This window comes from Devosia sp. LjRoot16, from assembly GCF_964252795.1.
In the GTDB taxonomy this organism is placed as follows: domain Bacteria; phylum Pseudomonadota; class Alphaproteobacteria; order Rhizobiales; family Devosiaceae; genus Devosia_A.
This window is the reverse complement of the sequence record NZ_CAXUPH020000006.1, coordinates 385,894-403,723: the sequence shown is the minus strand read 5'-3', so window position 1 is coordinate 403,723 and position 17,830 is coordinate 385,894. Positions and strand designations below refer to the sequence as shown.

General features: G+C 64.6%; 27 protein-coding genes and 1 tRNA gene. 16 read left to right on the top strand and 12 right to left on the bottom strand.

Annotated elements, in window-relative coordinates:
- The first annotated feature begins 104 nt into the window (after nt 1–104).
- Entirely contained in the window at nt 105–539 is a 435-nt protein-coding gene (locus ACSQ23_RS26085) for a cupin domain-containing protein (RefSeq protein WP_436092380.1), read from the top strand.
- 105 nt (nt 540–644) lie between these two features.
- Here ACSQ23_RS26085 and ACSQ23_RS26080 read toward each other — a convergent pair whose 3' ends face one another.
- The 3 genes from ACSQ23_RS26080 to ACSQ23_RS26070 all read right to left on the bottom strand — a co-directional run bounded on the left by ACSQ23_RS26080 (nt 645) and on the right by ACSQ23_RS26070 (nt 1,967).
- A complete protein-coding gene (locus tag ACSQ23_RS26080) occupies nt 645–902 on the bottom strand; it encodes a DUF6894 family protein (RefSeq protein ID WP_436092379.1) in 258 nt (85 codons plus the stop codon).
- Nucleotide 903: 1 nt separating this feature from the next.
- Nucleotides 904–1,596, bottom strand: a complete 693-nt coding sequence (locus ACSQ23_RS26075) for a Crp/Fnr family transcriptional regulator (protein ID WP_436092378.1) — start codon at nt 1,594–1,596, stop codon at nt 904–906.
- Between the two features lie 131 nt (nt 1,597–1,727).
- Nucleotides 1,728–1,967, bottom strand: a complete 240-nt coding sequence (locus ACSQ23_RS26070) for a DUF6894 family protein (protein WP_436092377.1) — start codon at nt 1,965–1,967, stop codon at nt 1,728–1,730.
- Nucleotides 1,968–2,298: 331 nt separating this feature from the next.
- On the opposite strand from ACSQ23_RS26070, the gene ACSQ23_RS26065 reads away from it, so the two are divergent.
- The 7 genes from ACSQ23_RS26065 (at nt 2,299) to ACSQ23_RS26035 (ending at nt 4,827) form a co-directional block, all read left to right on the top strand.
- Nucleotides 2,299–2,622, top strand: a complete 324-nt coding sequence (locus ACSQ23_RS26065) for a hypothetical protein (RefSeq protein ID WP_436092376.1) — start codon at nt 2,299–2,301, stop codon at nt 2,620–2,622.
- 105 nt (nt 2,623–2,727) lie between these two features.
- Nucleotides 2,728–2,916: a hypothetical protein gene (locus ACSQ23_RS26060; protein WP_436092375.1), complete on the top strand. Its 189-nt coding sequence runs from the start codon at nt 2,728–2,730 to the stop codon at nt 2,914–2,916.
- A gap of 260 nt (nt 2,917–3,176) precedes the next feature.
- A complete protein-coding gene (locus ACSQ23_RS26055; RefSeq protein WP_436092374.1) occupies nt 3,177–3,515 on the top strand; it encodes a hypothetical protein in 339 nt (112 codons plus the stop codon).
- A 255-nt stretch (nt 3,516–3,770) separates the two neighbouring features.
- Entirely contained in the window at nt 3,771–3,959 is a 189-nt protein-coding gene (locus tag ACSQ23_RS26050) for a hypothetical protein (protein ID WP_436092373.1), read from the top strand.
- 21 nt (nt 3,960–3,980) lie between these two features.
- Nucleotides 3,981–4,268: a hypothetical protein gene (locus ACSQ23_RS26045; RefSeq protein WP_436092372.1), complete on the top strand. Its 288-nt coding sequence runs from the start codon at nt 3,981–3,983 to the stop codon at nt 4,266–4,268.
- 44 nt (nt 4,269–4,312) lie between these two features.
- A complete protein-coding gene (locus tag ACSQ23_RS26040) occupies nt 4,313–4,561 on the top strand; it encodes a DUF6894 family protein (RefSeq protein ID WP_436092371.1) in 249 nt (82 codons plus the stop codon).
- Between the two features lie 2 nt (nt 4,562–4,563).
- Nucleotides 4,564–4,827, top strand: a complete 264-nt coding sequence (locus tag ACSQ23_RS26035) for a DUF6894 family protein (RefSeq protein ID WP_436092370.1) — start codon at nt 4,564–4,566, stop codon at nt 4,825–4,827.
- A gap of 182 nt (nt 4,828–5,009) precedes the next feature.
- On the opposite strand, the gene ACSQ23_RS26030 is transcribed toward ACSQ23_RS26035, so the two are convergent.
- On the bottom strand, nt 5,010–5,207 hold the full coding sequence (locus tag ACSQ23_RS26030) for a hypothetical protein (protein WP_436092369.1): 198 nt from the start codon (nt 5,205–5,207) through the stop codon (nt 5,010–5,012).
- Between the two features lie 80 nt (nt 5,208–5,287).
- A complete protein-coding gene (locus ACSQ23_RS26025; RefSeq protein ID WP_436092368.1) occupies nt 5,288–5,728 on the bottom strand; it encodes a hypothetical protein in 441 nt (146 codons plus the stop codon).
- 125 nt (nt 5,729–5,853) lie between these two features.
- Between ACSQ23_RS26025 and ACSQ23_RS26020 the strand changes: the two genes are divergently transcribed.
- The 4 genes from ACSQ23_RS26020 (at nt 5,854) to ACSQ23_RS26005 (ending at nt 7,257) form a co-directional block, all read left to right on the top strand.
- Nucleotides 5,854–6,285 carry a hypothetical protein gene (locus tag ACSQ23_RS26020; RefSeq protein WP_436092367.1) on the top strand — a complete coding sequence of 144 codons (432 nt, stop codon included), beginning with the start codon at nt 5,854–5,856 and terminating at the stop codon, nt 6,283–6,285.
- A 166-nt stretch (nt 6,286–6,451) separates the two neighbouring features.
- Nucleotides 6,452–6,709, top strand: coding sequence for a hypothetical protein (locus tag ACSQ23_RS26015; RefSeq protein WP_436092366.1), 258 nt, complete (start codon nt 6,452–6,454; stop codon nt 6,707–6,709).
- A 12-nt stretch (nt 6,710–6,721) separates the two neighbouring features.
- Entirely contained in the window at nt 6,722–6,904 is a 183-nt protein-coding gene (locus ACSQ23_RS26010) for a hypothetical protein (RefSeq protein ID WP_436092365.1), read from the top strand.
- 23 nt (nt 6,905–6,927) lie between these two features.
- Complete coding sequence (locus tag ACSQ23_RS26005) at nt 6,928–7,257, top strand: DUF2934 domain-containing protein (RefSeq protein ID WP_436092364.1); 330 nt, start codon at nt 6,928–6,930, stop codon at nt 7,255–7,257.
- Between the two features lie 299 nt (nt 7,258–7,556).
- Here the strand turns inward: ACSQ23_RS26005 and ACSQ23_RS26000 are convergent, their stop codons facing one another.
- From ACSQ23_RS26000 to ACSQ23_RS25990, 3 genes are all read right to left on the bottom strand, one after another.
- Nucleotides 7,557–7,730, bottom strand: a complete 174-nt coding sequence (locus tag ACSQ23_RS26000) for an HNH endonuclease (RefSeq protein WP_436092456.1) — start codon at nt 7,728–7,730, stop codon at nt 7,557–7,559.
- Nucleotides 7,731–7,982: 252 nt separating this feature from the next.
- Nucleotides 7,983–8,059 (bottom strand) — tRNA-Met (locus ACSQ23_RS25995).
- Nucleotides 8,060–8,224: 165 nt separating this feature from the next.
- Nucleotides 8,225–10,114, bottom strand: coding sequence for a heparinase II/III family protein (locus tag ACSQ23_RS25990; RefSeq protein ID WP_436092363.1), 1,890 nt, complete (start codon nt 10,112–10,114; stop codon nt 8,225–8,227).
- A 116-nt stretch (nt 10,115–10,230) separates the two neighbouring features.
- Here ACSQ23_RS25990 and ACSQ23_RS25985 point away from each other — a divergent pair, with 116 nt between their 5' ends.
- Nucleotides 10,231–11,472, top strand: a complete 1,242-nt coding sequence (locus ACSQ23_RS25985; protein ID WP_436092362.1) for a glycoside hydrolase family 5 protein — start codon at nt 10,231–10,233, stop codon at nt 11,470–11,472.
- Nucleotides 11,473–11,644: 172 nt separating this feature from the next.
- On the opposite strand, the gene ACSQ23_RS25980 is transcribed toward ACSQ23_RS25985, so the two are convergent.
- From ACSQ23_RS25980 to ACSQ23_RS25970, 3 genes are read right to left on the bottom strand one after another with little or no spacing between them, the layout of a single operon-like run.
- Nucleotides 11,645–12,319 (bottom strand): MIP/aquaporin family protein, encoded by a 675-nt coding sequence (locus ACSQ23_RS25980; RefSeq protein WP_436092361.1) that lies wholly within the window; start codon nt 12,317–12,319, stop codon nt 11,645–11,647.
- Complete coding sequence (locus ACSQ23_RS25975; RefSeq protein ID WP_436092360.1) at nt 12,316–12,846, bottom strand: arsenate reductase ArsC; 531 nt, start codon at nt 12,844–12,846, stop codon at nt 12,316–12,318. The genes ACSQ23_RS25980 and ACSQ23_RS25975 overlap by 4 nt, the downstream gene beginning before the upstream one ends.
- Complete coding sequence (locus tag ACSQ23_RS25970) at nt 12,836–13,195, bottom strand: ArsR/SmtB family transcription factor (protein WP_055884088.1); 360 nt, start codon at nt 13,193–13,195, stop codon at nt 12,836–12,838. Before ACSQ23_RS25970 ends, ACSQ23_RS25975 begins: the two co-directional genes overlap by 11 nt.
- Nucleotides 13,196–13,308: 113 nt before the next feature.
- Between ACSQ23_RS25970 and ACSQ23_RS25965 the strand changes: the two genes are divergently transcribed.
- The 3 genes from ACSQ23_RS25965 to arsK are packed head-to-tail and all read left to right on the top strand — an operon-like array spanning nt 13,309 to nt 16,319.
- Nucleotides 13,309–13,635 (top strand): ArsR/SmtB family transcription factor, encoded by a 327-nt coding sequence (locus ACSQ23_RS25965; protein ID WP_436092359.1) that lies wholly within the window; start codon nt 13,309–13,311, stop codon nt 13,633–13,635.
- Between the two features lie 49 nt (nt 13,636–13,684).
- Nucleotides 13,685–15,091, top strand: a complete 1,407-nt coding sequence (locus ACSQ23_RS25960; protein ID WP_436092358.1) for an NAD(P)-binding domain-containing protein — start codon at nt 13,685–13,687, stop codon at nt 15,089–15,091.
- Nucleotides 15,092–15,104: 13 nt separating this feature from the next.
- Nucleotides 15,105–16,319 (top strand): arsenite efflux MFS transporter ArsK, encoded by a 1,215-nt coding sequence (gene arsK / locus ACSQ23_RS25955; protein ID WP_436092357.1) that lies wholly within the window; start codon nt 15,105–15,107, stop codon nt 16,317–16,319.
- 88 nt (nt 16,320–16,407) lie between these two features.
- On the opposite strand, the gene ACSQ23_RS25950 is transcribed toward arsK, so the two are convergent.
- Complete coding sequence (locus ACSQ23_RS25950) at nt 16,408–17,823, bottom strand: hypothetical protein (RefSeq protein ID WP_436092356.1); 1,416 nt, start codon at nt 17,821–17,823, stop codon at nt 16,408–16,410.
- Nucleotides 17,824–17,830 lie beyond the last annotated feature (7 nt).

Below are 17,830 nucleotides of genomic sequence, written 5' to 3'. Positions count from 1 at the left end.
ATTCATAATTTGGTCTTATGAGCTCTACTCGCGGCGCCGCAATTAAGGTGCCGTGCGATGACACAAACGACACTTGCAGCAATCCTGAGCAGGAGGCGCGTCGGATGCCCTTTGATCGAGCCGTCTTCTTCTTGCGCGAGAACCCCATACCGACTGGGGGCACGCACGCAACAGCCGATGAAACTGGTGGTGCCGTCGGTATTTTCGAAGGTGTGATCCCGCCAGGGCACAGCATTCATTGGCATACTCACACTCGCGAGGCCGAATGCTTCCACGTTATAGCCGGCCGATTCCGTTTCTGGTGCGGGGACGACGTTGCCGAGGGCGGGCCAGGAACGACAGTCGTAGCCCCTGCCTACCGACGACACCGCTGGCAGAACATCTCAGAGCAGGAAGGGCGATTATTGATGTGGGTCACCCCTGGTGGCTTCGAAGCGCTTTTCGCAGAGATTGATGCCTTGTCACAACCCACGCCTCAAGCGATCTATGAGATTGAAACCCGCTACGGTATCCTTAGCGAAATCCTTGATTTGCGATGAGTGTGGACGTGCAGAGCCGCCGCTCCAACCTTCGGCTATAGCGCGTGCTGCGGTCGCGCCACCTCCAGGGGTGGACCTCCGCCAGCGATGACGCAGGGGCACTGGTCAGACGACAACCCGAGCATTGGCCTGGCTCAGCAATGCTTCCTCGAAATCAATCACCGCTACCACCTGGCCAGCCGGATCAACGATGACATACTGCGCGCCGAAATAGCTGGCGTCGGGTTCGCCGTGATCGAGAGACAGCAGTTCGCGCGCCGAGGCACGACCTTCGGCCACCGCGTCCTCGAGGCTGGCAAACTCGCCGCCCACCGTGTCGGGTAGCTGCCGCATCGCGTTGGAGAAGTTGAACAGGTAACGCATGTTATGGCTCTCCCAACAGGCGGGAATATTCTCGCTCGGCCAAGCCGTAGGCGCCATTCGCTCGAGCCAGCAGTCCTTCACGGTCGGTGATCACCATATGTCCTCGCGTCGAACGGATAAGCCCGTCGCCTTCAAGCAGCTGGATCGCCACGGTCACGCCGGATCGGCGGACCGCCAACATGGTGGCAAGCAGATCGTGGGTGATATCGAAATGCTGGCCAAGGCGATCGGAAACCATCAGCAACCAGCGCGCCAAGCGTTCTTCCAGTTGGCCGTATCCGTTAGTCACCGAAGTGGCCGTAACCTGTAGCTCGAAGGCGCGATGGTAGAGCGACAACACAGATCGCAAGGTGTCGGATTTATCCAACGCAGTTACAGCCTGCTCAATGTCGACGCGATAGGCAGTGCCATTTGCCTGGGCGAAAGTTTCGAATGGCGACTGCCGGTCGCCGGACACGAGAAATGAACTGGTAACCCCCTCGAAGCCGATCAGGCCGACCTCAATCGAGCCGCGCCCAACGTTAGCTACCACCGAGGCGACGCAATCCTCGGGGAAGTAGATCGCGATAATCGGCGAGTTGGCGGCATGGAACGGCTGACGCAGTTCAACCGAAACACGTTCGGGCTGCAGTAACTGCAGGTCGGCTGGGGCAAGGCGTCGCAATAAGAGGTTTCGGCAGCTGCCGTCCGACATAGCGCTCTCCCGCATGGGGCAAGAGCGCAACGGTCTCCTAGCCGTCTGAGCCCGGTTACCGTACAGACGGTGATAGAGGGTACTACCCGAAAGTGCTCGTTATAAGGCCTTGGTCAGTTACCGTACCAAACTCATGATGTCGGCCTTTCGATTTCGAACCTGAGCGTGATGAGGCACAGCGTTACGCCATTCTCATTGCGTAAAGTGACGCTGTTAAGCGGTGCCCCCGCGCGGGAGAAGCGTTCGCGCACCACGTCGATCAGCGCCCTGGCCGCCTCCAGTTCCGCCTCAGCATCGTTGTCGAGTTGCGTCCCCTCGGTGTCGGTGTAGGTCTCGGCCTCGTCGCTGAAATCGAAGAAGTAGCGTGCCACTTGAATCTGCCCTACTGCCCTTCGAAACAACGTCAACTGTCGCCAACGGTTTCAGGCGGCGCGATCCAGCGGATTTCCCCAGGGTGCCGCTTACAGCGATATCAAATCGTTAGTGGCCATTGTGTGCACTATCCGACAAAGCATGTCCCTGGAAGCAACGCGACGCTAGCATACCCTATACACCAGTGGAGGGAAAAGCCCGTGGCTCGATCGCTGCGTGAGAAGCCTATGCTCTATGTCGTTGGTTTTCTTGTCGTGGTGATGGCAATCGGTGGTGCCGTTTCACTGGGCTTTGTCCTCGCTCCCATGCTTGCCAGCGAGCAGACTACCGATGAGTAATTTCACGTCTCTAAAGCGCCGATTTGTTCCCAGTGCCGCGGCAAAGCGCCGGGCGACCGAGTTGGCGCGTCCCTTCCTGACTGCATTTGAGGACTGGAACCATCGCGCCGCCAAAAGCTCGGCCATCATCCTGTCGCGCTTGTCGTCAGAGGAGGAACGTGCCGCTCAGCGCCGACAGCTCGAAGCGCTAAGGGCGGAAGTGAAAGCCGCGTACGCTGAGTTCCATCAAGCGATCGAGGGAGCAGAGCCGCACGATCGGCTGACGGACGTGGCCGCGGCATTCGAAAGGCAGTTGCAAATAATCGATCGTTTGTAGGTCCAAACGGAGCAAGTTGACGTCTTGGCTGATCGTAAAAGTCTCAGCACTGAGTCCCATGCGAATGGGTGCCATCGGGCAAACAGCTGCGCCTAGCCGTGGCCGATGACACTCAGCGTGCCGGTGGGTCTGCCGCAAGCGCCGCCGCTTCCTACGTTAGTGACGGTTTATCCGCTAGTCGTGCACGTCGTGATCGCGAGCGTCCTGCTGATGGCGGTCATCTACGTGCCGCTCGCAGCCAGCGCGACTTTCGCGATGATCACGGGTCACTGGCCGACCCTGCAATTATGCTGAAAGTAGAGTCAGGAGCCTTTCACCACTCGTACGGTATAAGTGCTCGTCGGCTGATCAACCCTCGCCCGACCCGGCGGCACCGCACCCCGTGCATGCATATCTCCGCCCCACAGCGGTGCCGCCACCCCCATTCGCGACACGCCACAATTTTGTTCGGAACCGCCTTGCGGGCAGCGCCCACGAAGGAGCGGGTCGCCTCGCCGGGAACCGCGCTCTCTGATCCCGCGTTCACGGGCGAGGATCACTATGGCTAGGACAGAATGATCGACTTCACTGCGGCCCAGAAGCGGGCTTCACCGGACCACGTCGTAAGAAACAGGCGGGCGATGTCGCTGATCAGGCCGTTCGTGCCCCGCTTCGAGGACTGGAACCAAAGGGCTGCACAGGCCAGTGCCACGGCACTGTCTAAACTGGCCTCGCCAGCGGAGCGCAACCAGCAAATCCAGATACTGACTGCGCTTCGTGCCGAGGTCGAAAACGCCTACGAGGAGTTCGAGGCCGCAGTGAACGGCGAACGCCAGCATAGCCGGATTGATGATCTTCGAGCAGCATTCCTGAGGCTGCGTCACGTGCTGAGCCGATGGCAGCGCGGCAATTAGAGATGCTCTGTGACCATCACCAAAGATGCCCTAGGACACCAACGACGTAAACGCCGGCGGACATCAGTGACACGATGATCGCCCATCCGATAATCATCCACCCAAAACCGTACCGACCCCTGAGCACGCCCAGTTCCCCGCTGTCGATGAACGAGCATAAGGCGCTGTCTTGCGTCTTTCAACTTGTCTGCTAAGCCCATGCCCGTCGGGCCCCGCGAATGAAACCTGAAAACGGGATAGCAGCGAGAAAAACTTATGCAGATCGTTCCGTGGGTACTGCTGGCGCTAAACGTCTCAGGCGCAATGATCATGGTGAAATGGGGTCTGCCCAAAGAAGTCCCGGTCATTGGCCGCGAAGACGCAGATCCGCTCCTCGGCTACCTTGGCCTGCTACTGTTCGCTCTGAGCATAGCGGTGCGCGTGGCAAGCAACATCACGAGCTAAAACCAGGGTACCGACCTCCACGTGACTTTCCTGATCTTTGTGACTGATGATGGTTCTGCGACGGGCTGCGCCCCGGTGCTGGTGACGCAAAGCGATCAGGTTGAGTTGCCACCGCATCCGGAAGGCGGCAACTGGCGTTGGATCCTCACCTCGAGCGAAAAGCCGACAGAAGCGCTGAACGGGCGGAAGTTCGTACGCTTACTGCAGAAGCATGGCTACGCGGTGTCAGATTTGCCGCTCGATCGCCTGCTGCGGGTTCGGCTGGCACCGGTTCGTCTCAGTTTGAAGGAACCCAAGCCCACCCTCTAAATTGACCGCTGGTGGACCAATGAAAGCGAGGCGCGCAGAAAGAGATGCGTTATTTCTTCGATGTTTATGAGCATGGTCAGCCTGAGTCCATTGACGCAACGGGGGCTATCTTCAACAGCTTGGATGAAGCGAAAGCCGAAGCGGTCAGGCGTCACAGCTCTCGGATGATTGAGTGTTCCCACCGAGGCTGCATAGCGCCCGCGCTCACGCTGGGGCTACGCGACGAGACCGGCAGAATTGTCAGTCAAGCCGTCACCCACCTGTCGTGGACGGACCGCCCGCCGGGTCAGTAGCCATGCGGTATTTCTTCGACATCTTCGACGGCGATCACTGGTCGCGCGACGAGCTTGGGGTCGACTGTGCACATGACATGAGCGCGCGCCACCAGGCGGTTCTTGCGCTCACCGAACTCGCCCGGGAACTCCTGCCTCCCGATGGCTCCTCTATGGAACTGGTGGTCCGCGTTCGAGTGGCGGAAGCGACGGCGTTCACTGTTCGGCTGTCTTTCGACACGGCCTCAGGACCGGCACTTAGTGATCCTGCTGTCATGGAGAGGTGAAAAAGCCCCGACCATGGGGGATGGTCGGGGCTAGGACAGCAGCGTCAGGACATTGTTCTCATACAATTTTGAACGTGGCACTTTGTTCCATCGCAAAATCACCATGCCCCCTTTGCCTTCCAAGCAGGGCCGGCGGTGGGCGTCGAGTTCACAGCGGTTCGCGACGCCCGCCTTGAGGCTCTTCACTCAATGAGGCCGCGCCGCTGCAGCCAACTCTTGCCGCGCTGGGTGATGTGCACGCGCTTCTTGTCGCCGCCCATAATGAGACGCTCGTCCCACAAGATCTGGAACTCCGGCCGATCCTCGATCGGCGTGCCGACCTCTTTGGCCAGGCGGATGAGTTCGTCGATCACGATCTGCGGAAGGTCGTAGTCCTGCATGCCGCCTAACAGATTCCCGAAATGCAAAAAGCCCCGGCCTCCCAAAGGGAGCCGGGGCCACACTCATAGGGAATGTTCGCTTACGTGCGATCGTCTACGTAGACCGTGAACGAACCATCCGTCTCAGTCGTGACGGCGACAATCTTGTCGATCGGACAGCTACTGGTCTCGAGCTTGGTCTTGAGATCCGCATTGCCTTCGATTGAGGTCTTGAGGCCCGCGACCTGAGCAGAGTTCTTGGTCAGGGCGTTATCGAGCGCTGTGGCGTCGGCTGATGCGTCACCCTTCAGGGTCGACACCTTCACGCAGTTCACCTTCGAGGTCGCGGTGAAGGTGCCGATATCAGCCATCTTCCCCGCATTAAGGCTCGAGATGAGCGACCCGTAGTTCATGTTCCCGCCTGCGGTCGCGGCGTCCGTCGACGTGGTCGTCGTTGCCGTCGCATTTGCATCCTGGGCGACAGCGGCAAACGGGGCGCTCACCAAAGCTGCCGCGATCATGAGAGTGGCAATGGTTTTCATCGGGTTCTTCTCCTCTTTTTGCCCTCGGCGCAGACAACTTCCATCGCAGGATCCGGTTCCGAACTTAAGGCTGCTAACCCGGCGGCTTTCCACCTGAGTTGATCCACGTCCAGAAGCGAGTGGCGATGATGCCGCCGGCGACCACCGATGACGTTGCGCAGACGGTCGGCGCAAGCCCCGACCTGGTGAAGCTGCACGACGACATCGTGACCGCGCAGAAAACGGTCTCCTCCCGAGCTCTTGTGGGTATTCTGCTCGACGCCGTAAGGTCGGACGCCTGGGGGGTGCAAATGTGGGGATGGCTCGCAACGTTTGGCGTCTTGGCCGCCTTGCTTCTGGTGGCATACGCACTGCCGTGGTGGGCGGCGATGGCCATGCTGGTGGCAGGCGTGGTCGGTTACGGCCTGTTTGCCAATTTCGATAAGACGCTGCGTGCCGCCTCTGTAGCGCTCATTGCCGCAGGCGTTATCTTCAGTGGTGTGAAGTTGATGCAAAACCACCAGGGGGGCGACTGTCCGATTGAGGTGAGCCGCTCGGGCTCGTCGAGAAGTTGCTAGCTGGGCGATGCTCACCAAAGATGCGGTGCAGCCAGCTGCTGCCTGGCTCCGGCGACTGTGGCGTGGTGCTGGCGACCTGTTGTCGAGGGGGATTTGCGAGCATCGCCCAGTCTGACGCGAACCCATCGCGAGGCAACGCGTTTCCTCTTGAGAAAGGAGACCGACAATGGCCCAGCAATCGACCACTCAACCGCGGGAAGCCCCAAAAAAGCAAGGCAAGCACACTCACGATCAGCAACAGCGGCTCATCAACAAGGACGAAATCACCAAGGGGTCCGATGCATCGTTGCCGGGCGAGACGCTGAAGCATGCAGCAAAACGCTACCCGAAGCCTGGTCCGGGCGACGCCTACAACATCTCTACTGGAGATCGCTCCATTCAACGCGGCGCCAACGACGCCGGCCCGCACGACAAGAAGCACTAGGAGATCGGCGATATGACCAAGCGCCAGATAGACGACAATATTGATGACCTGGGCCGGCGACCGGACGGGTCGAAGCAGGAACAGCCCGGTACTGAAGAGGTTGAGCGGATCAAGGAGGATACCGTTGAAGCAGAGAGGGACGAAGACGAGGTTGGCGATGCCAATCCATCACCGATGAACCCCGCGTTCCCGTAACTTGCGAACGGAAGGATTCGATCATGTCTGGTGAGCGGCGTGATCCTTGGACTGATCCCGACTTTGAGCAATCGGTCCGGGACACGGCCTACTTCATGTGGGAAAACGATGGTCGTCCTAACGGTCGGGAGCAGGAGTATTGGTTCCGCGCGCTTGAGGTATGCCTGCGTCGCCGCAACCTCGATAAGCAGCTTCAGGAGCCTGCCACTCATTATCCAGAGCCTATCGACCCGGTCGCTGAACGAGCGGTCGAGGTCAGCCGTAAGGTGGCACTGCAGCGGCCGTTCAAGAAGGATCCCGACGAAACCGTTACCGGCCGCTTCAATCAGAAGATTCGAAGGAGCAAAAATTGACTTCGGATGCTGGCGACGACATCGTCTTCTACCGGAGCGAGAATGGGGATGAGTGGGTGTTGGTCGGAGGCACTGTTGGGACCACAGTGCGCCACCGGCCCAACTTATCCTCCGGAGGGCAAAACCGAGACATACCGCTCGAGGAATTCCTGCCCCGTGAACAGAATACCCCGCAGGGGCAAGCTCTTAGGGAATTGCTTCAGGCCGATGGGTTTATCTAAGGCAAAGCTTCCCTTTGCGCGGGGAGTGCCATTGCTCCCCCGGATCGGTAGCGCCTCGGCAACGTGGCTGGCGTCTGATCACCGGTCGTCCCAAGCGCGTCCGCGCGCGATGATGTGTAGGAGTCGGTGGCAGGTCGCACAGAGGAGAGCGAGGTCCGTAACCTTCGTTTTGCGTTCACCGGCATCGGCAACCGAAGTCACATGATGCGCCTCAAAGTCAATGATGGACGCGGGGAGATGGTCGTGGTTCACGCCGCAGATATCTGCGACATGCGCGCGACGTCGCTGCAGTAACAGCACGTGGCCAGAGACGCCCGGATTCCAAAGCACTTAGCCCTTTTCCATGTCGCGTCTATGTCGCACTCATGTCGCGTGGAGGCGCGGCGACCCCTTGGAAAAAGCCGGAAATCTCTAGGGAAATCGTGGCGACTGCCGATGCCCGCGAAAGTGCTAGCCTGAGAGTCCGGACTTTCCACTAACTTATTGATTCTGCGTACTGAATTTTGGTAGCGGAGGAGGGATTTGAACCCCCGACACACGGATTATGATTCCGCTGCTCTAACCAACTGAGCTACTCCGCCCCGAGGTGCGGGCGGTCAGAGACCACCGGCGGGGCGCTATGCGCGGCGCCTTCTTAGGTTTGGCGGGGGTGGGTGTCAAGCGTTGCCGCTAGGAAGCGGATAGGGAGCAGCGAATAGCCGGTAGCGAATGGATTCCCTGCCTGCTCGCTAGTGGCTGCGCACCACTCACTTGGCGACGCTGATTCTGGTCACCACCCCATCCGGTCCGATATTGCCGCGCCAGACGATGCGGTCGGCGGGGAGTTTTTCGCCGAAGCGCGGGGCGACCCAGCCGCCCGGGCCGGGGGTATCGCCGCCGCGGGCCACGGCGATGGCGGGGGAGGGGAAGCGGAGCGTCAGCACGGGGGCGCCGGCGCGCTGTACCAGTACCGTGTCGCCGTCGATCCGGGTGTCGAGATCGCCTGCCAGCTGGAACACCAGCTCGGCTTCCTCGGTGCCGCCATTGAGCTTGTCGGTGATGGCGAAGCCATCGGGGCCGGGTGCGATGCGACGCTCGTGGGTGACGCCGAAGGCCTTCACATAGCCGTCATGGCTGGCGTGCAGCGGGCCGAGCCAGAGCGCACTTGCCTTGTCCGCCCAGTTGAAGGCGCCGGAGATGCGGCTCTGGTTGTGGCCGTAAAGGGTCAGCGTGTTGTGCGCGGGCGTGCCGCGGAACCAATCGCGCCAGGCGCCGCCCGAGCCATAGAGATACGTACCGGGGTCGACCAGCACCGGCTGGCCGTCGAGCGCGAGGGTGACACTGAGCGCGTCGGCATGGCCATGCGCGGCGATCGAGAGATAACCGAGCGGGCCATGGTCGAAGCTGAGCGTGGCCGCGTGCCCGGCGAGGGATCCGCGCCAGACCGTGAGGCCGCCATCGGAGAAGGTGGTGAGGCCATCGGGCGGGGTGGAAACCGCCGATGGCTGGCCGAAGATGGCGCTGCGGAGGTCGCCCGGCGCCGGGGTCATGCCGGGGATGCCGAGGAAGCCGGCAATGGCGCTGGCGATGGACCTGATATAGCCCGGCTCGCCGCCCCCCAGCGTCAGCACCCGGCCCTCGTCATCATCGCCCAATGCAGGAGGTGGCTCGCCAAGTGAATCAATAAAGCTGGCGCAGGCGCTGATCCGGTTGTCGAAACTCTCGGGGAAGGGCACGCCGGCCGCCCGCGCCGCGAAGGCGCAGAGCAGGGCCAGCTCGACGGTGAAGGCGGCATAGGTCGGGGTCTGCTCGGCGCCGCTGCCATCGGCGAGAATCTGCCGATCGATCTCGGCGATGAGCGCCGCGCGGGTCGCCGGCGGTTCGGCGCCATAGGCGAGGCCGATGAGGTATTCGCCCGCCAGCTCCGCCACCAGGTGGTTATTGGCCGAGGAGAATCTTGATGGGAAGCGCGGCAGCCAGAAGCGGCTGGCGGCGAGGATTTCGCCGATCATCCGCCTGGCGCCAGGGCTCAGGCTGTCCCCGGCGAGGCTCGCGACGACGATGAGGCTGATGGCGCGCAGCGCCACCTCGATGCCCGAGGCCCAGGCGACGCCGCGGAAGGGCGGGTTGGCGGCGTGCCAGCTGGCAATGGCGGCCTCGAGGGCAGCAAGCGCTCCGGCATTATCGGTGAGCAGCAGGTCGGCGGCGAGCGGCACGAGCCACTGCAGCCGGTTGAACTCCCAGACATACTTGATGTCGCCACGGCTGCCATCGTGGCGGAAATCAATCTCCAGCGCATAGGCCTCGGGGCCGGGCCAGGCGCCTGATGTCACCGGGTCGAAGCGCCAGAGGCTTTGGGGGAACAGCTCAGCCGCGTCGCGCGCCGGCCAGTCACGGCCGAGCGCGCTGAAGCGGCCGGCCAGTGTGCTGGCGGCAGCGGCGGCGATGGCGGCGCGGGTGGCTTCGTCGGCGCCCGCGAGCCTGTCGCGCAGGCCGGGCAGGGTGGGGAGGGTGGTGAGGGTTTGGGGCGCGGGGTAGCGGGCCCAGCCTTCATGCCGGCCCTTCGAAATGCGCTGCTTTGCCGCTTCGCCGAGGCGATGCAGCACCTCGGCCGGCTCCATGCTGCGCAGTCGGTTGATGTACCAGCCGAGCTTCATCGGCGCCCCCAGCGTTTGACGTCTGATACACCATAGAGGGCGATTTCGGCGCGGGTGAAACCTCGGCATCGCATCGTGCGGTTAACATCGGCGCGGGTGCGATGCGGAGAGATGCGATGACCACGATCTGGCGGATGATGGTGCTGCTATTGGCGCTCGTGGCCGGCAGTGCCGTCGCCGCGCCGCTGCCGCTGCACCGCGGGGTGAACATCCACCAGTGGCTCAACTGGTCGCCGCTTGCACCAGATGGCAGCTATCGCTGGCCGCCCTACCAATCGGTGGCCGAATGGCTGGCGGGCGGGCGCTCGGCCAGCGACTGGCCGGCCAGCGATCCCTTTACCGATATCCGCGCGCTGGGCTTCGATTATGTGCGGCTGACGGTCGATCCGGGCCCGCTGCTGGCGACCGAGGGCGAGCGGCGCCAGGAAGCGCTGGCGGTGCTGGCCGATGCGGTGACGAAGCTCCTGGGCGCCGACCTCAGGGTGGTGCTCAACCTCCACTCGGTGTCGCAGGTGCCGCAATACGGCATGGACGTGGTCAATGGGCCCGCCCGCTCCGACGCCATTGCCGGCTACATCGCCATGACGGCCGACGTGGCGCGCATGCTGGCGCCGTTCGGAAACGACCGGGTGGCGTTCGAGCCCTATAACGAGCCGGCGCATTACCCCTGCGACGCCTCGGGCAGCGAGGATTGGCAGCAGATCATGACGGCGACGGTCGCGGCGGTGCGCGCCGTCAGCAGCGAGCTCACCATTGTCGCCACCGGCGGGTGCGGCGGCAGCATTACCGGGCTGACCGATATCCGCCCCGGGTTCGACGACCCCAATATCCTCTATAGCTTCCACATGTACGAGCCGCACAGCTTCACCCACCAGCGCGCTGAGAGCGAAGCCGATTTCGCCTCGGGGCTGCCCTGGCCGGCGAGCTCGGGCTCGGCCGAGCTGACGGTCGAAATGCTGAAGGCGCATATGATGGCGGCGGGGCTCAGCGAGGCAGAGCAGGCGCGCAACCTTTCGGCGGTGGGCGGGGCGATCGATGAGTATTTCGCCGAGAATTGGGACGAAGCGCGGCTCAAGGCGCGGGTCGGCGAGGCGGTCGACTGGGCCAAGGCCAACGCCATCCCGCCCGAGCGGCTGTTCATGGGCGAGTTCGGGGTGATCCTGATGACCCCCGACGGCCGCATGGGCGCCTTCAATTCGGACCGGCTGCGCTACCTCACGACGCTGCGCCAGACCGCGGAGGCGAATGGCATCCCCTGGGCAATCTGGGAATATGCCAACCCCTATGGGATGAGCGTGATCGAGCCGACAGGGCCGGCCGTGCCGGACCGGGAGATGCTGGGGGCGTTGGGGCTGTAGAGGGGCGCTAAAGCTGGCAGTCGAGCATGGTAGGCACAGAGCTGGCCCACCCACCGGCTGTCATCCCAGCGAAAGCTGGGACCCATCTACCCGCTTGCGCTGCGGCGAGTTGGGTCCCAGCTTTCGCTGGGATGACACCGAGTTTGGGGAGGTAGCGGCGCTCAACCGAACCTCAGTGACTATCAGAACCCGCCTCGACCCGCACCCACAACCACCGCACCAATCCATACGCCAGCAACCCGCCGACCAGCTGCGCCGCGACGAACGGCAGGACGTCACCGGGGCGGATGCCGGCGAAGGTATCGGTGAGCGCCCGGGCCAGGGTTACGGCCGGGTTGGCGAAGGAGGTTGAGGCGGTGAACCAGTAGGCGGCGGTGATGTAGAGGCCGACGGCCCAGGGGATGTCGGTGGGGCGGCGCTGGCCGAGGAGGATCACCAGCAGCAGCCCGAAGGTGGCGACGATCTCGGAGAGCCACTGGCCGACCCCCGAACGCAGGGTGCTGGAGAGGGCGATGGGGGCGAGGTCGAACATCAGGTTGGCGAGGATCGTGCCGGCGACGCCGCCGGCCAGTTGCGCCACGACGTAAGGCGCGAGCCTTGGCCATGGTAGCCGGCCGCCAAGCGCCGCCACCAGCGACACCACGGGGTTGAGGTGGGCGCCGGAGATCGGGCCGAACAGCATGATCAGCACCACCAGCATGGCGCCGGTGGGGAGCGTATTGCCGAGCAGGGCCAGCGCCACGTCGTCGGTCAGCCGGTCGGCCATGATGCCCGAGCCGACCACGGTCGCGACCAAGAGCGCCGTGCCCAGCGCCTCGGCCGCGAGCGGCCGCAAAGTGTCGGTCATGCGGCGCCCGAGGCCTTGGTGGTGCTGCCGTCCATGGCGCCGATGCCGCGCAGCTTGCTGCCCAGCGCCATGTTGTCGATGCTGGCCAGAGGCAGGTTGACGAAGGCGGCGATGCGGTTGCGCATGAAGCGCAGCGCATCCTCGAAGGCGGCACGGCGGGCAAATTCCGGACCATCGACGGCGGCGGGGTCTTCGATGCCCCAATGCGCCGTCATCGGCTGGCCCGGCCAGATCGGGCAGGCTTCGCCCGCCGCGTTGTCGCAGACGGTGAAGACGAAATCCATCTTCGGGGCGTCCGGCACGGCGAACTCGTCCCAGGCCTTGGAACGGAGGCCCTCGGTGGAGATGCCGGCTTCCTTGAGCACCGCGAGGCTCATCGGGTGGACCTGCCCCTTGGGCGTGCTGCCGGCCGAATAGGCATGGAAGCGGTCGCCGGCCACGTGGTTGAGCAGGGCTTCGCCCAGGATCGAGCGGGCCGAGTTGCCGGTGCAGAGGAACAGGACATTGTAGATGCGGTCAGCAGGCATTGCTGGTGGCTCCCGGAGTGCAGCAGGGGGTGAATTCGGCGACGAGCGGCTGGCAGAGCTCGGGGCGGCCGCCGCAGCAATCGGAAACGAGGAAACTGGCCACCTCGCGCACCCGGTCGAGCTCGGCGCGGTAGATGATCGAGCGGCTGTGCCGCTCGGCGGTGACGAGGCCGGCGCGGGTGAGCACGGCGAGGTGGCTCGACATGGTGTTCTGCGGCACCTCGAGCCGGCGCGCCACTTCGCCGGCCGGCAGGCCATGCGGCTCATGCGCCATGATCAGGCGGAAGGCGTCGAGCCGAGTCGCCTGGGCGAGGGCGGTGAAGACGTCGATGGCATCGGTGTTTTCCATATATCGGGATTTACCGATATGCTGACCGACGGGCAAGTGAAGCTTTTATGACGGTATTTCCATGATCGTCGAAAGAGGCTTGACAGGCCCGGACGACGGCCTATGCTATTTCCATGAACATCGAAACAGCAGCAGCGCAGCTCGAAGCCCTGGGCAACCCGACCCGGCTCAACATCTACCGCACCCTGGTCAGGGCCGGCGGCAGCGGTTTGCCGGTGGGTAAGCTCCAGCTGAAGCTCGATATCGCGGCGTCGACGCTGTCGCATCACATCAGGAAGCTGGTCGAGGTCAACCTCGTCAGCCAGGAACGGCAGGCGACGACACTGATCTGCCGAGCCAATTATGCCAGCATGAATGGGTTGCTCGGCTATCTCGCCGATGAGTGCTGTATCGACGAAGCCGGCGCCTGCGCGCCGGTAGCCAGCGAGGCGGCGGCCTGAGGCCTCCCCTTTTTGTCCTATAATTCTAACTTTCTAGAAGGATCGAATCATGAGGAACATGCATCTTCCGGTTGCGGTCATTGGCGCCGGTCCTGTGGGTCTTGCCGCGGCGGCGCAACTGGTGTCGCGGGGGCTGACGCCGATCATCTTCGAGCGCGGCGCGTCGGTCGGCGCGTCGCTGCTCGAATGGTCGCATGTGCGGGTGTTCTCGCCGTGGGAATACAATATCGATGCGGCAGCCAGGGCGCTGCTCGAGGCTGCGGGGTGGGAGGCGCCCGAGCCGACCGAGCTGCCGACGGGCGGGGAGATCGTGGCGCGCTACCTGCAGCCGCTGGCTGAGCTGCCCGCCATCGGCACCGCGCTGCGGCTCGGCGCGACGGTGACGGCGATTACCCGGCGGGGCCTCGACAAGGTGTCGAACCGCAACCGCGACACGACGCCGTTCGAGATCCGCTGGACCGATGCCGATGGCGTCGAACGGGCCACGGCGGCGCGGGCGGTGATCGATGCTTCCGGCACCTGGACGCGGCCCAACCCGATGGGGGTGGATGGGCTGGCGGCTCCGGGAGAGCGCTCGCTCGGCGACCGCATCGCCTATGGCATTCCTGATGTCATGGGGACGCAGAGGGCCGATTATGCCGGTCGCACCACGCTGGTGGTGGGCGGCGGGCACTCGGCCATCAACGCGGCGCTGGCGCTGCTGGCGCTCGAGGAACAGGCGCCCGGTACCAAAATCCTCTGGGCGCTGCGGCGCAACCGGCTCGATCGGCTGCTCGGCGGCGGGCTCAACGATCAGCTGCCCGAGCGCGGGGCGCTGGGCCTCAGGGCGCGGGCGGCGATCGATGCCGGGCGGCTGCAGATCCTCGCGCCGTTCGCCGCGACCGGGCTCGCCCGCTCTGCCGAGGGCGTGACGGTCAGCGGCACCCTCGGGCTGGCGCCGCTGACGCTCGAGGTCGATCGCGTCATCGTCGCCACCGGTTTCCGGCCCGACCTGCAGCTTGTCAGCGAGCTGCGCGTCGGCATCGATCCGGCGACCGAGGCGCCGCCGGCGCTGTCGCCGCTGATCGACCCCAATTTCCATTCCTGCGGCACGGTACCGCCGCATGGGGTGGTCGAGCTCACGCACCCGGAAGCCGATTTCTACATCGTCGGCGCCAAGTCCTATGGCCGCGCCCCCACCTTCCTGATGGCCACCGGCTACGAGCAGGCGCGCTCGGTGGTGGCAGAACTCGCCGGCGATCCGGTCGCCGCCCGGCAGGTGCACCTGGTGCTGCCGGAAACCGGAGTGTGCAGCGTCACGCCGGCCGCGCTCGGCGGCGCTGCGTGCTGCGGTGGCCCGGCGCTCGATGCGAGTTCGTGCTGCGTCGCCGACGAGGTCGCCAAGGCCGAAGGCGAAGCCGGCTGCGGCTGCGGGACTCCGACGGTGACCAAGCCCGCCGTCGTCGAACTCGTCTAACCTCGGAGCCCCGATGTCTTCCCGCAATTCCGCCGCGATGATCTGGGCGCTCGGCACCACCCAGGTCATCGGCTACGGCACGCTCTATTACGCCTTCAGCGTGCTGGCTCCGGCGATCGGCGCCGAGTTCGGCTGGCCGCCGGAATGGGTGTTCGGGGCGCTGAGTGTGGCCCTCCTGGCGGGGGGCTTCCTCGCCCCCGTGGCCGGGCATCTGGCCGACCGGTTCGGCGCCGCGCGCACCATGGTGGCGGGTTCGGTAGCGGCGGCGCTGCTGCTCGGCGCGGCCGGCCTCGCCGTCGATGGCTATAGTTCTGCCGCGGCGCTGATCGGCATGGAGATCGCCTCGAGCCTCGTGCTCTACGCCACGGCCTTTGCCGCCTTGGTGCAGGCAGGCGCCGAGCAGGCGCAGCGGCGCATCACCTACCTGACGCTGATCGCCGGTTTCGCCTCGACGCTGTTCTGGCCATTAACCGCCGTGCTGCTCGAGCAGCTGGGCTGGCGGGGCACCTATTTCGTCTTCGCGGCGCTCAACCTTCTGGTCTGTGCGCCGCTGCATTTCTGGCTGGCGCGCGGCGCCTCGGCCGCGGCCGGGCAGGCGGCCGGCAAGTCGCAGCAGGGCGTCGCCGAGGCCGGCGTGCTGCCGCTGGGGCGGCGCAACCTCGCCCTGGGGCTGATCATGGCCGGTTTCGCCATCGAAGGGCTGGTGCTGTCGGGCGTGCTGCTGCAGATCATGCCGCTGCTCCAGGGGCTCGGCCTCGGCGCCGGGGCGCTGATCATCACCACGCTGTTCGGGCCGGCGCAGGTGCTGAGCCGGCTGGTCAACATGCTGCTCGGGCGAGACTTGCCGGCTACGTGGCTCGCCGTCATCGCCGCAGCCTTGCTGCCGGCCGGCCTCGTCGTGCTGGTTACCACCGCCCCATCGCTCATTGGCGCAGTGGTGTTCGCTATCCTGTTCGGGCTCGGCTCGGGCCTCACCAGCATCGTCGCCGGGGTGCTGCCGCTCTACCTGCTCGGCCGCAACCGCTACGGCGCCCGGCTCGGCTGGCTCTCCTCAGCCCGCCAGATCGCCTCCGCCATCGCCCCGTTCCTCCTCGCCGTGGCGATGGGCACGCTCGGCATTGGCGGGGCGCTGTGGGTATCGATCGGGCTGGGAGTGGTGGCGGTCGGGGTGTTCATTGCGGTGGAGGCGATGGCGTCGCGGCGGGTGGCGGCGGCTGTTGAGGGGTAGGGGGCGGGGGCACCCATGCTGGCAGTCGGCGCGCCCTCTCCCGCCTGCGGGGGAGGGTCGCCGACTGCCAAGCCTGGGCTAAATCCAGCTAGTACTTCGAAATATCCAGCCGCTGGTCGATGAAGGCGCGCTTGCCGGCGCGGCCGCCGGCCAGCCGTTCCACCTGTTCGATGGCGAAGACGATCTTGCCGTGGGTGCGCTGGGTCAGGCCGGTGGCGACGCGCAGCGCGTCGCTTTCGCTGCCGTCGGCGGTGGGGATGTAGCGGATGGTGCTGTGGCCCGGGCGGTCCTGGAAGAACTGGTATTCCTCGATGCCCTCGAAATAGCGCGGGTTTTCCGGGGTGAAGTCGATGGTGACGACGCGGTTGCCATCGGACGAGATCAGGAAATCCGGCTTCCGCCGGGGCGTCAGCCGCTCGACGGTGAGGCGCTGGCCATTGCCGGCGGTGGGCAGTTCGACGAGCGTCGCGCGGTCCTCGGTGTCGTAGCGCAGGAACGGCATGCTCATGCCGGTAAAGCCGGTCCCGACCAGCCGGCCTTCGCGGCCGATCTCGGTGATCGGCTGGCCGGCTTCATCCACCAGCTCGGCGCGACCATAGAGCGGGTCGAACTGGTAAAAGCCGTCGCTGCTGATCTCCCTGGCGAACAGCACTTTTTCGCTGAGCCCATAGAAATTGGCGATCGGCACGTTGCCGAACACCTCGGTGATGATGCGGCGCTGGTGCGGGTAGAGCGGCTCGGAGATCGGCAGGATACCCTTGAGCGGGCGTTTGGGCAGGCGGCCAATGCGGCACATGTGCCGGCACATCAGCTCGATGGCCGAGGGGTAGCCGTAGAGATATTCGAGCTCGTGCTTGTCGATCAGGTCGAGATAGGTGCGCACGTCGTCATGGGTCATCGGGAACACCGAGAGCCGCAATTCGCGCAGGGCCGGCTCCCATTGCGAAATGCTGGTGCCCTTGGGGTGGAGCCCGAAGCCGCGCAGGACGATCTTGCCGGTCTGTTCGGTAAAGCCGATACGGCTCCAGTTGTCATAGACAAAGGCCATCTCGCGGGCGCTGCGGTCCTTGTCGAGATAGAAGGTGAAGGGCCGCTCGCCGTTCGAGCCGCTGGTATCGCCGCGGTCGGCCTCGCTGCGCGGTACGGTCAGCACGGCCTCGCCGGCCAGCCGCAGCTCTTCCTTGCGCAGGATCGGCAGGCGGGTGAGCTCGCTGAGCTCGAACGTCGTCGCGTCGAAACTGCTGCCCAAGGCGCGCTCGATCAGCTCGCGGTAGAACGGGCTCAGCGCGTGGGCGCGGCCGACAATGGCGCGCAGCGAAGCCAGGTGCTGTGCATCGGCATAGGCGGGGTCGGCGCTGGCCAGCGCGATGCGCTCGCGCCACTTGCGGTAGCTGCCGCCGAATTTCAGCTTGGTCGGCACCAGCGAAATCAGCGGCGCCAGCGAGCGCCGCACCACTTCGGGACTTCGCACATAGGCGCCGCGCGCCACATCCATCAGGCTCATCTCAGGT

Excerpts from the sequence above, each read along its gene's own strand:
- ACSQ23_RS25960 (WP_436092358.1), top strand. The coding sequence starts at position 13,685 with ATGAGGAACATGCATCTTCCGGTTGCGGTCATTGGCGCCGGTCCTGTG.
- ACSQ23_RS26005 (WP_436092364.1), top strand. The coding sequence starts at position 6,928 with ATGTCTGGTGAGCGGCGTGATCCTTGGACTGATCCCGACTTTGAGCAA.
- ACSQ23_RS25970 (WP_055884088.1), bottom strand. The coding sequence starts at position 13,195 with ATGGAAAACACCGATGCCATCGACGTCTTCACCGCCCTCGCCCAGGCG.
- ACSQ23_RS25980 (WP_436092361.1), bottom strand. The coding sequence starts at position 12,319 with ATGACCGACACTTTGCGGCCGCTCGCGGCCGAGGCGCTGGGCACGGCG.
- ACSQ23_RS26055 (WP_436092374.1), top strand. The coding sequence starts at position 3,177 with ATGATCGACTTCACTGCGGCCCAGAAGCGGGCTTCACCGGACCACGTC.
- ACSQ23_RS26085 (WP_436092380.1), top strand. The coding sequence starts at position 105 with ATGCCCTTTGATCGAGCCGTCTTCTTCTTGCGCGAGAACCCCATACCG.
- arsK (WP_436092357.1), top strand. The coding sequence starts at position 15,105 with ATGTCTTCCCGCAATTCCGCCGCGATGATCTGGGCGCTCGGCACCACC.
- ACSQ23_RS25990 (WP_436092363.1), bottom strand. The coding sequence starts at position 10,114 with ATGAAGCTCGGCTGGTACATCAACCGACTGCGCAGCATGGAGCCGGCC.
- ACSQ23_RS25985 (WP_436092362.1), top strand. The coding sequence starts at position 10,231 with ATGACCACGATCTGGCGGATGATGGTGCTGCTATTGGCGCTCGTGGCC.
- ACSQ23_RS26020 (WP_436092367.1), top strand. The coding sequence starts at position 5,854 with ATGATGCCGCCGGCGACCACCGATGACGTTGCGCAGACGGTCGGCGCA.
- ACSQ23_RS25965 (WP_436092359.1), top strand. The coding sequence starts at position 13,309 with ATGAACATCGAAACAGCAGCAGCGCAGCTCGAAGCCCTGGGCAACCCG.
- ACSQ23_RS25975 (WP_436092360.1), bottom strand. The coding sequence starts at position 12,846 with ATGCCTGCTGACCGCATCTACAATGTCCTGTTCCTCTGCACCGGCAAC.
- ACSQ23_RS26075 (WP_436092378.1), bottom strand. The coding sequence starts at position 1,596 with ATGTCGGACGGCAGCTGCCGAAACCTCTTATTGCGACGCCTTGCCCCA.
- ACSQ23_RS26080 (WP_436092379.1), bottom strand. The coding sequence starts at position 902 with ATGCGTTACCTGTTCAACTTCTCCAACGCGATGCGGCAGCTACCCGAC.
- ACSQ23_RS26040 (WP_436092371.1), top strand. The coding sequence starts at position 4,313 with ATGCGTTATTTCTTCGATGTTTATGAGCATGGTCAGCCTGAGTCCATT.
- ACSQ23_RS25950 (WP_436092356.1), bottom strand. The coding sequence starts at position 17,823 with ATGAGCCTGATGGATGTGGCGCGCGGCGCCTATGTGCGAAGTCCCGAA.
- ACSQ23_RS26010 (WP_436092365.1), top strand. The coding sequence starts at position 6,722 with ATGACCAAGCGCCAGATAGACGACAATATTGATGACCTGGGCCGGCGA.
- ACSQ23_RS26065 (WP_436092376.1), top strand. The coding sequence starts at position 2,299 with ATGAGTAATTTCACGTCTCTAAAGCGCCGATTTGTTCCCAGTGCCGCG.
- ACSQ23_RS26025 (WP_436092368.1), bottom strand. The coding sequence starts at position 5,728 with ATGAAAACCATTGCCACTCTCATGATCGCGGCAGCTTTGGTGAGCGCC.
- ACSQ23_RS26060 (WP_436092375.1), top strand. The coding sequence starts at position 2,728 with ATGACACTCAGCGTGCCGGTGGGTCTGCCGCAAGCGCCGCCGCTTCCT.
- ACSQ23_RS26050 (WP_436092373.1), top strand. The coding sequence starts at position 3,771 with ATGCAGATCGTTCCGTGGGTACTGCTGGCGCTAAACGTCTCAGGCGCA.
- ACSQ23_RS26035 (WP_436092370.1), top strand. The coding sequence starts at position 4,564 with ATGCGGTATTTCTTCGACATCTTCGACGGCGATCACTGGTCGCGCGAC.
- ACSQ23_RS26030 (WP_436092369.1), bottom strand. The coding sequence starts at position 5,207 with ATGCAGGACTACGACCTTCCGCAGATCGTGATCGACGAACTCATCCGC.
- ACSQ23_RS26015 (WP_436092366.1), top strand. The coding sequence starts at position 6,452 with ATGGCCCAGCAATCGACCACTCAACCGCGGGAAGCCCCAAAAAAGCAA.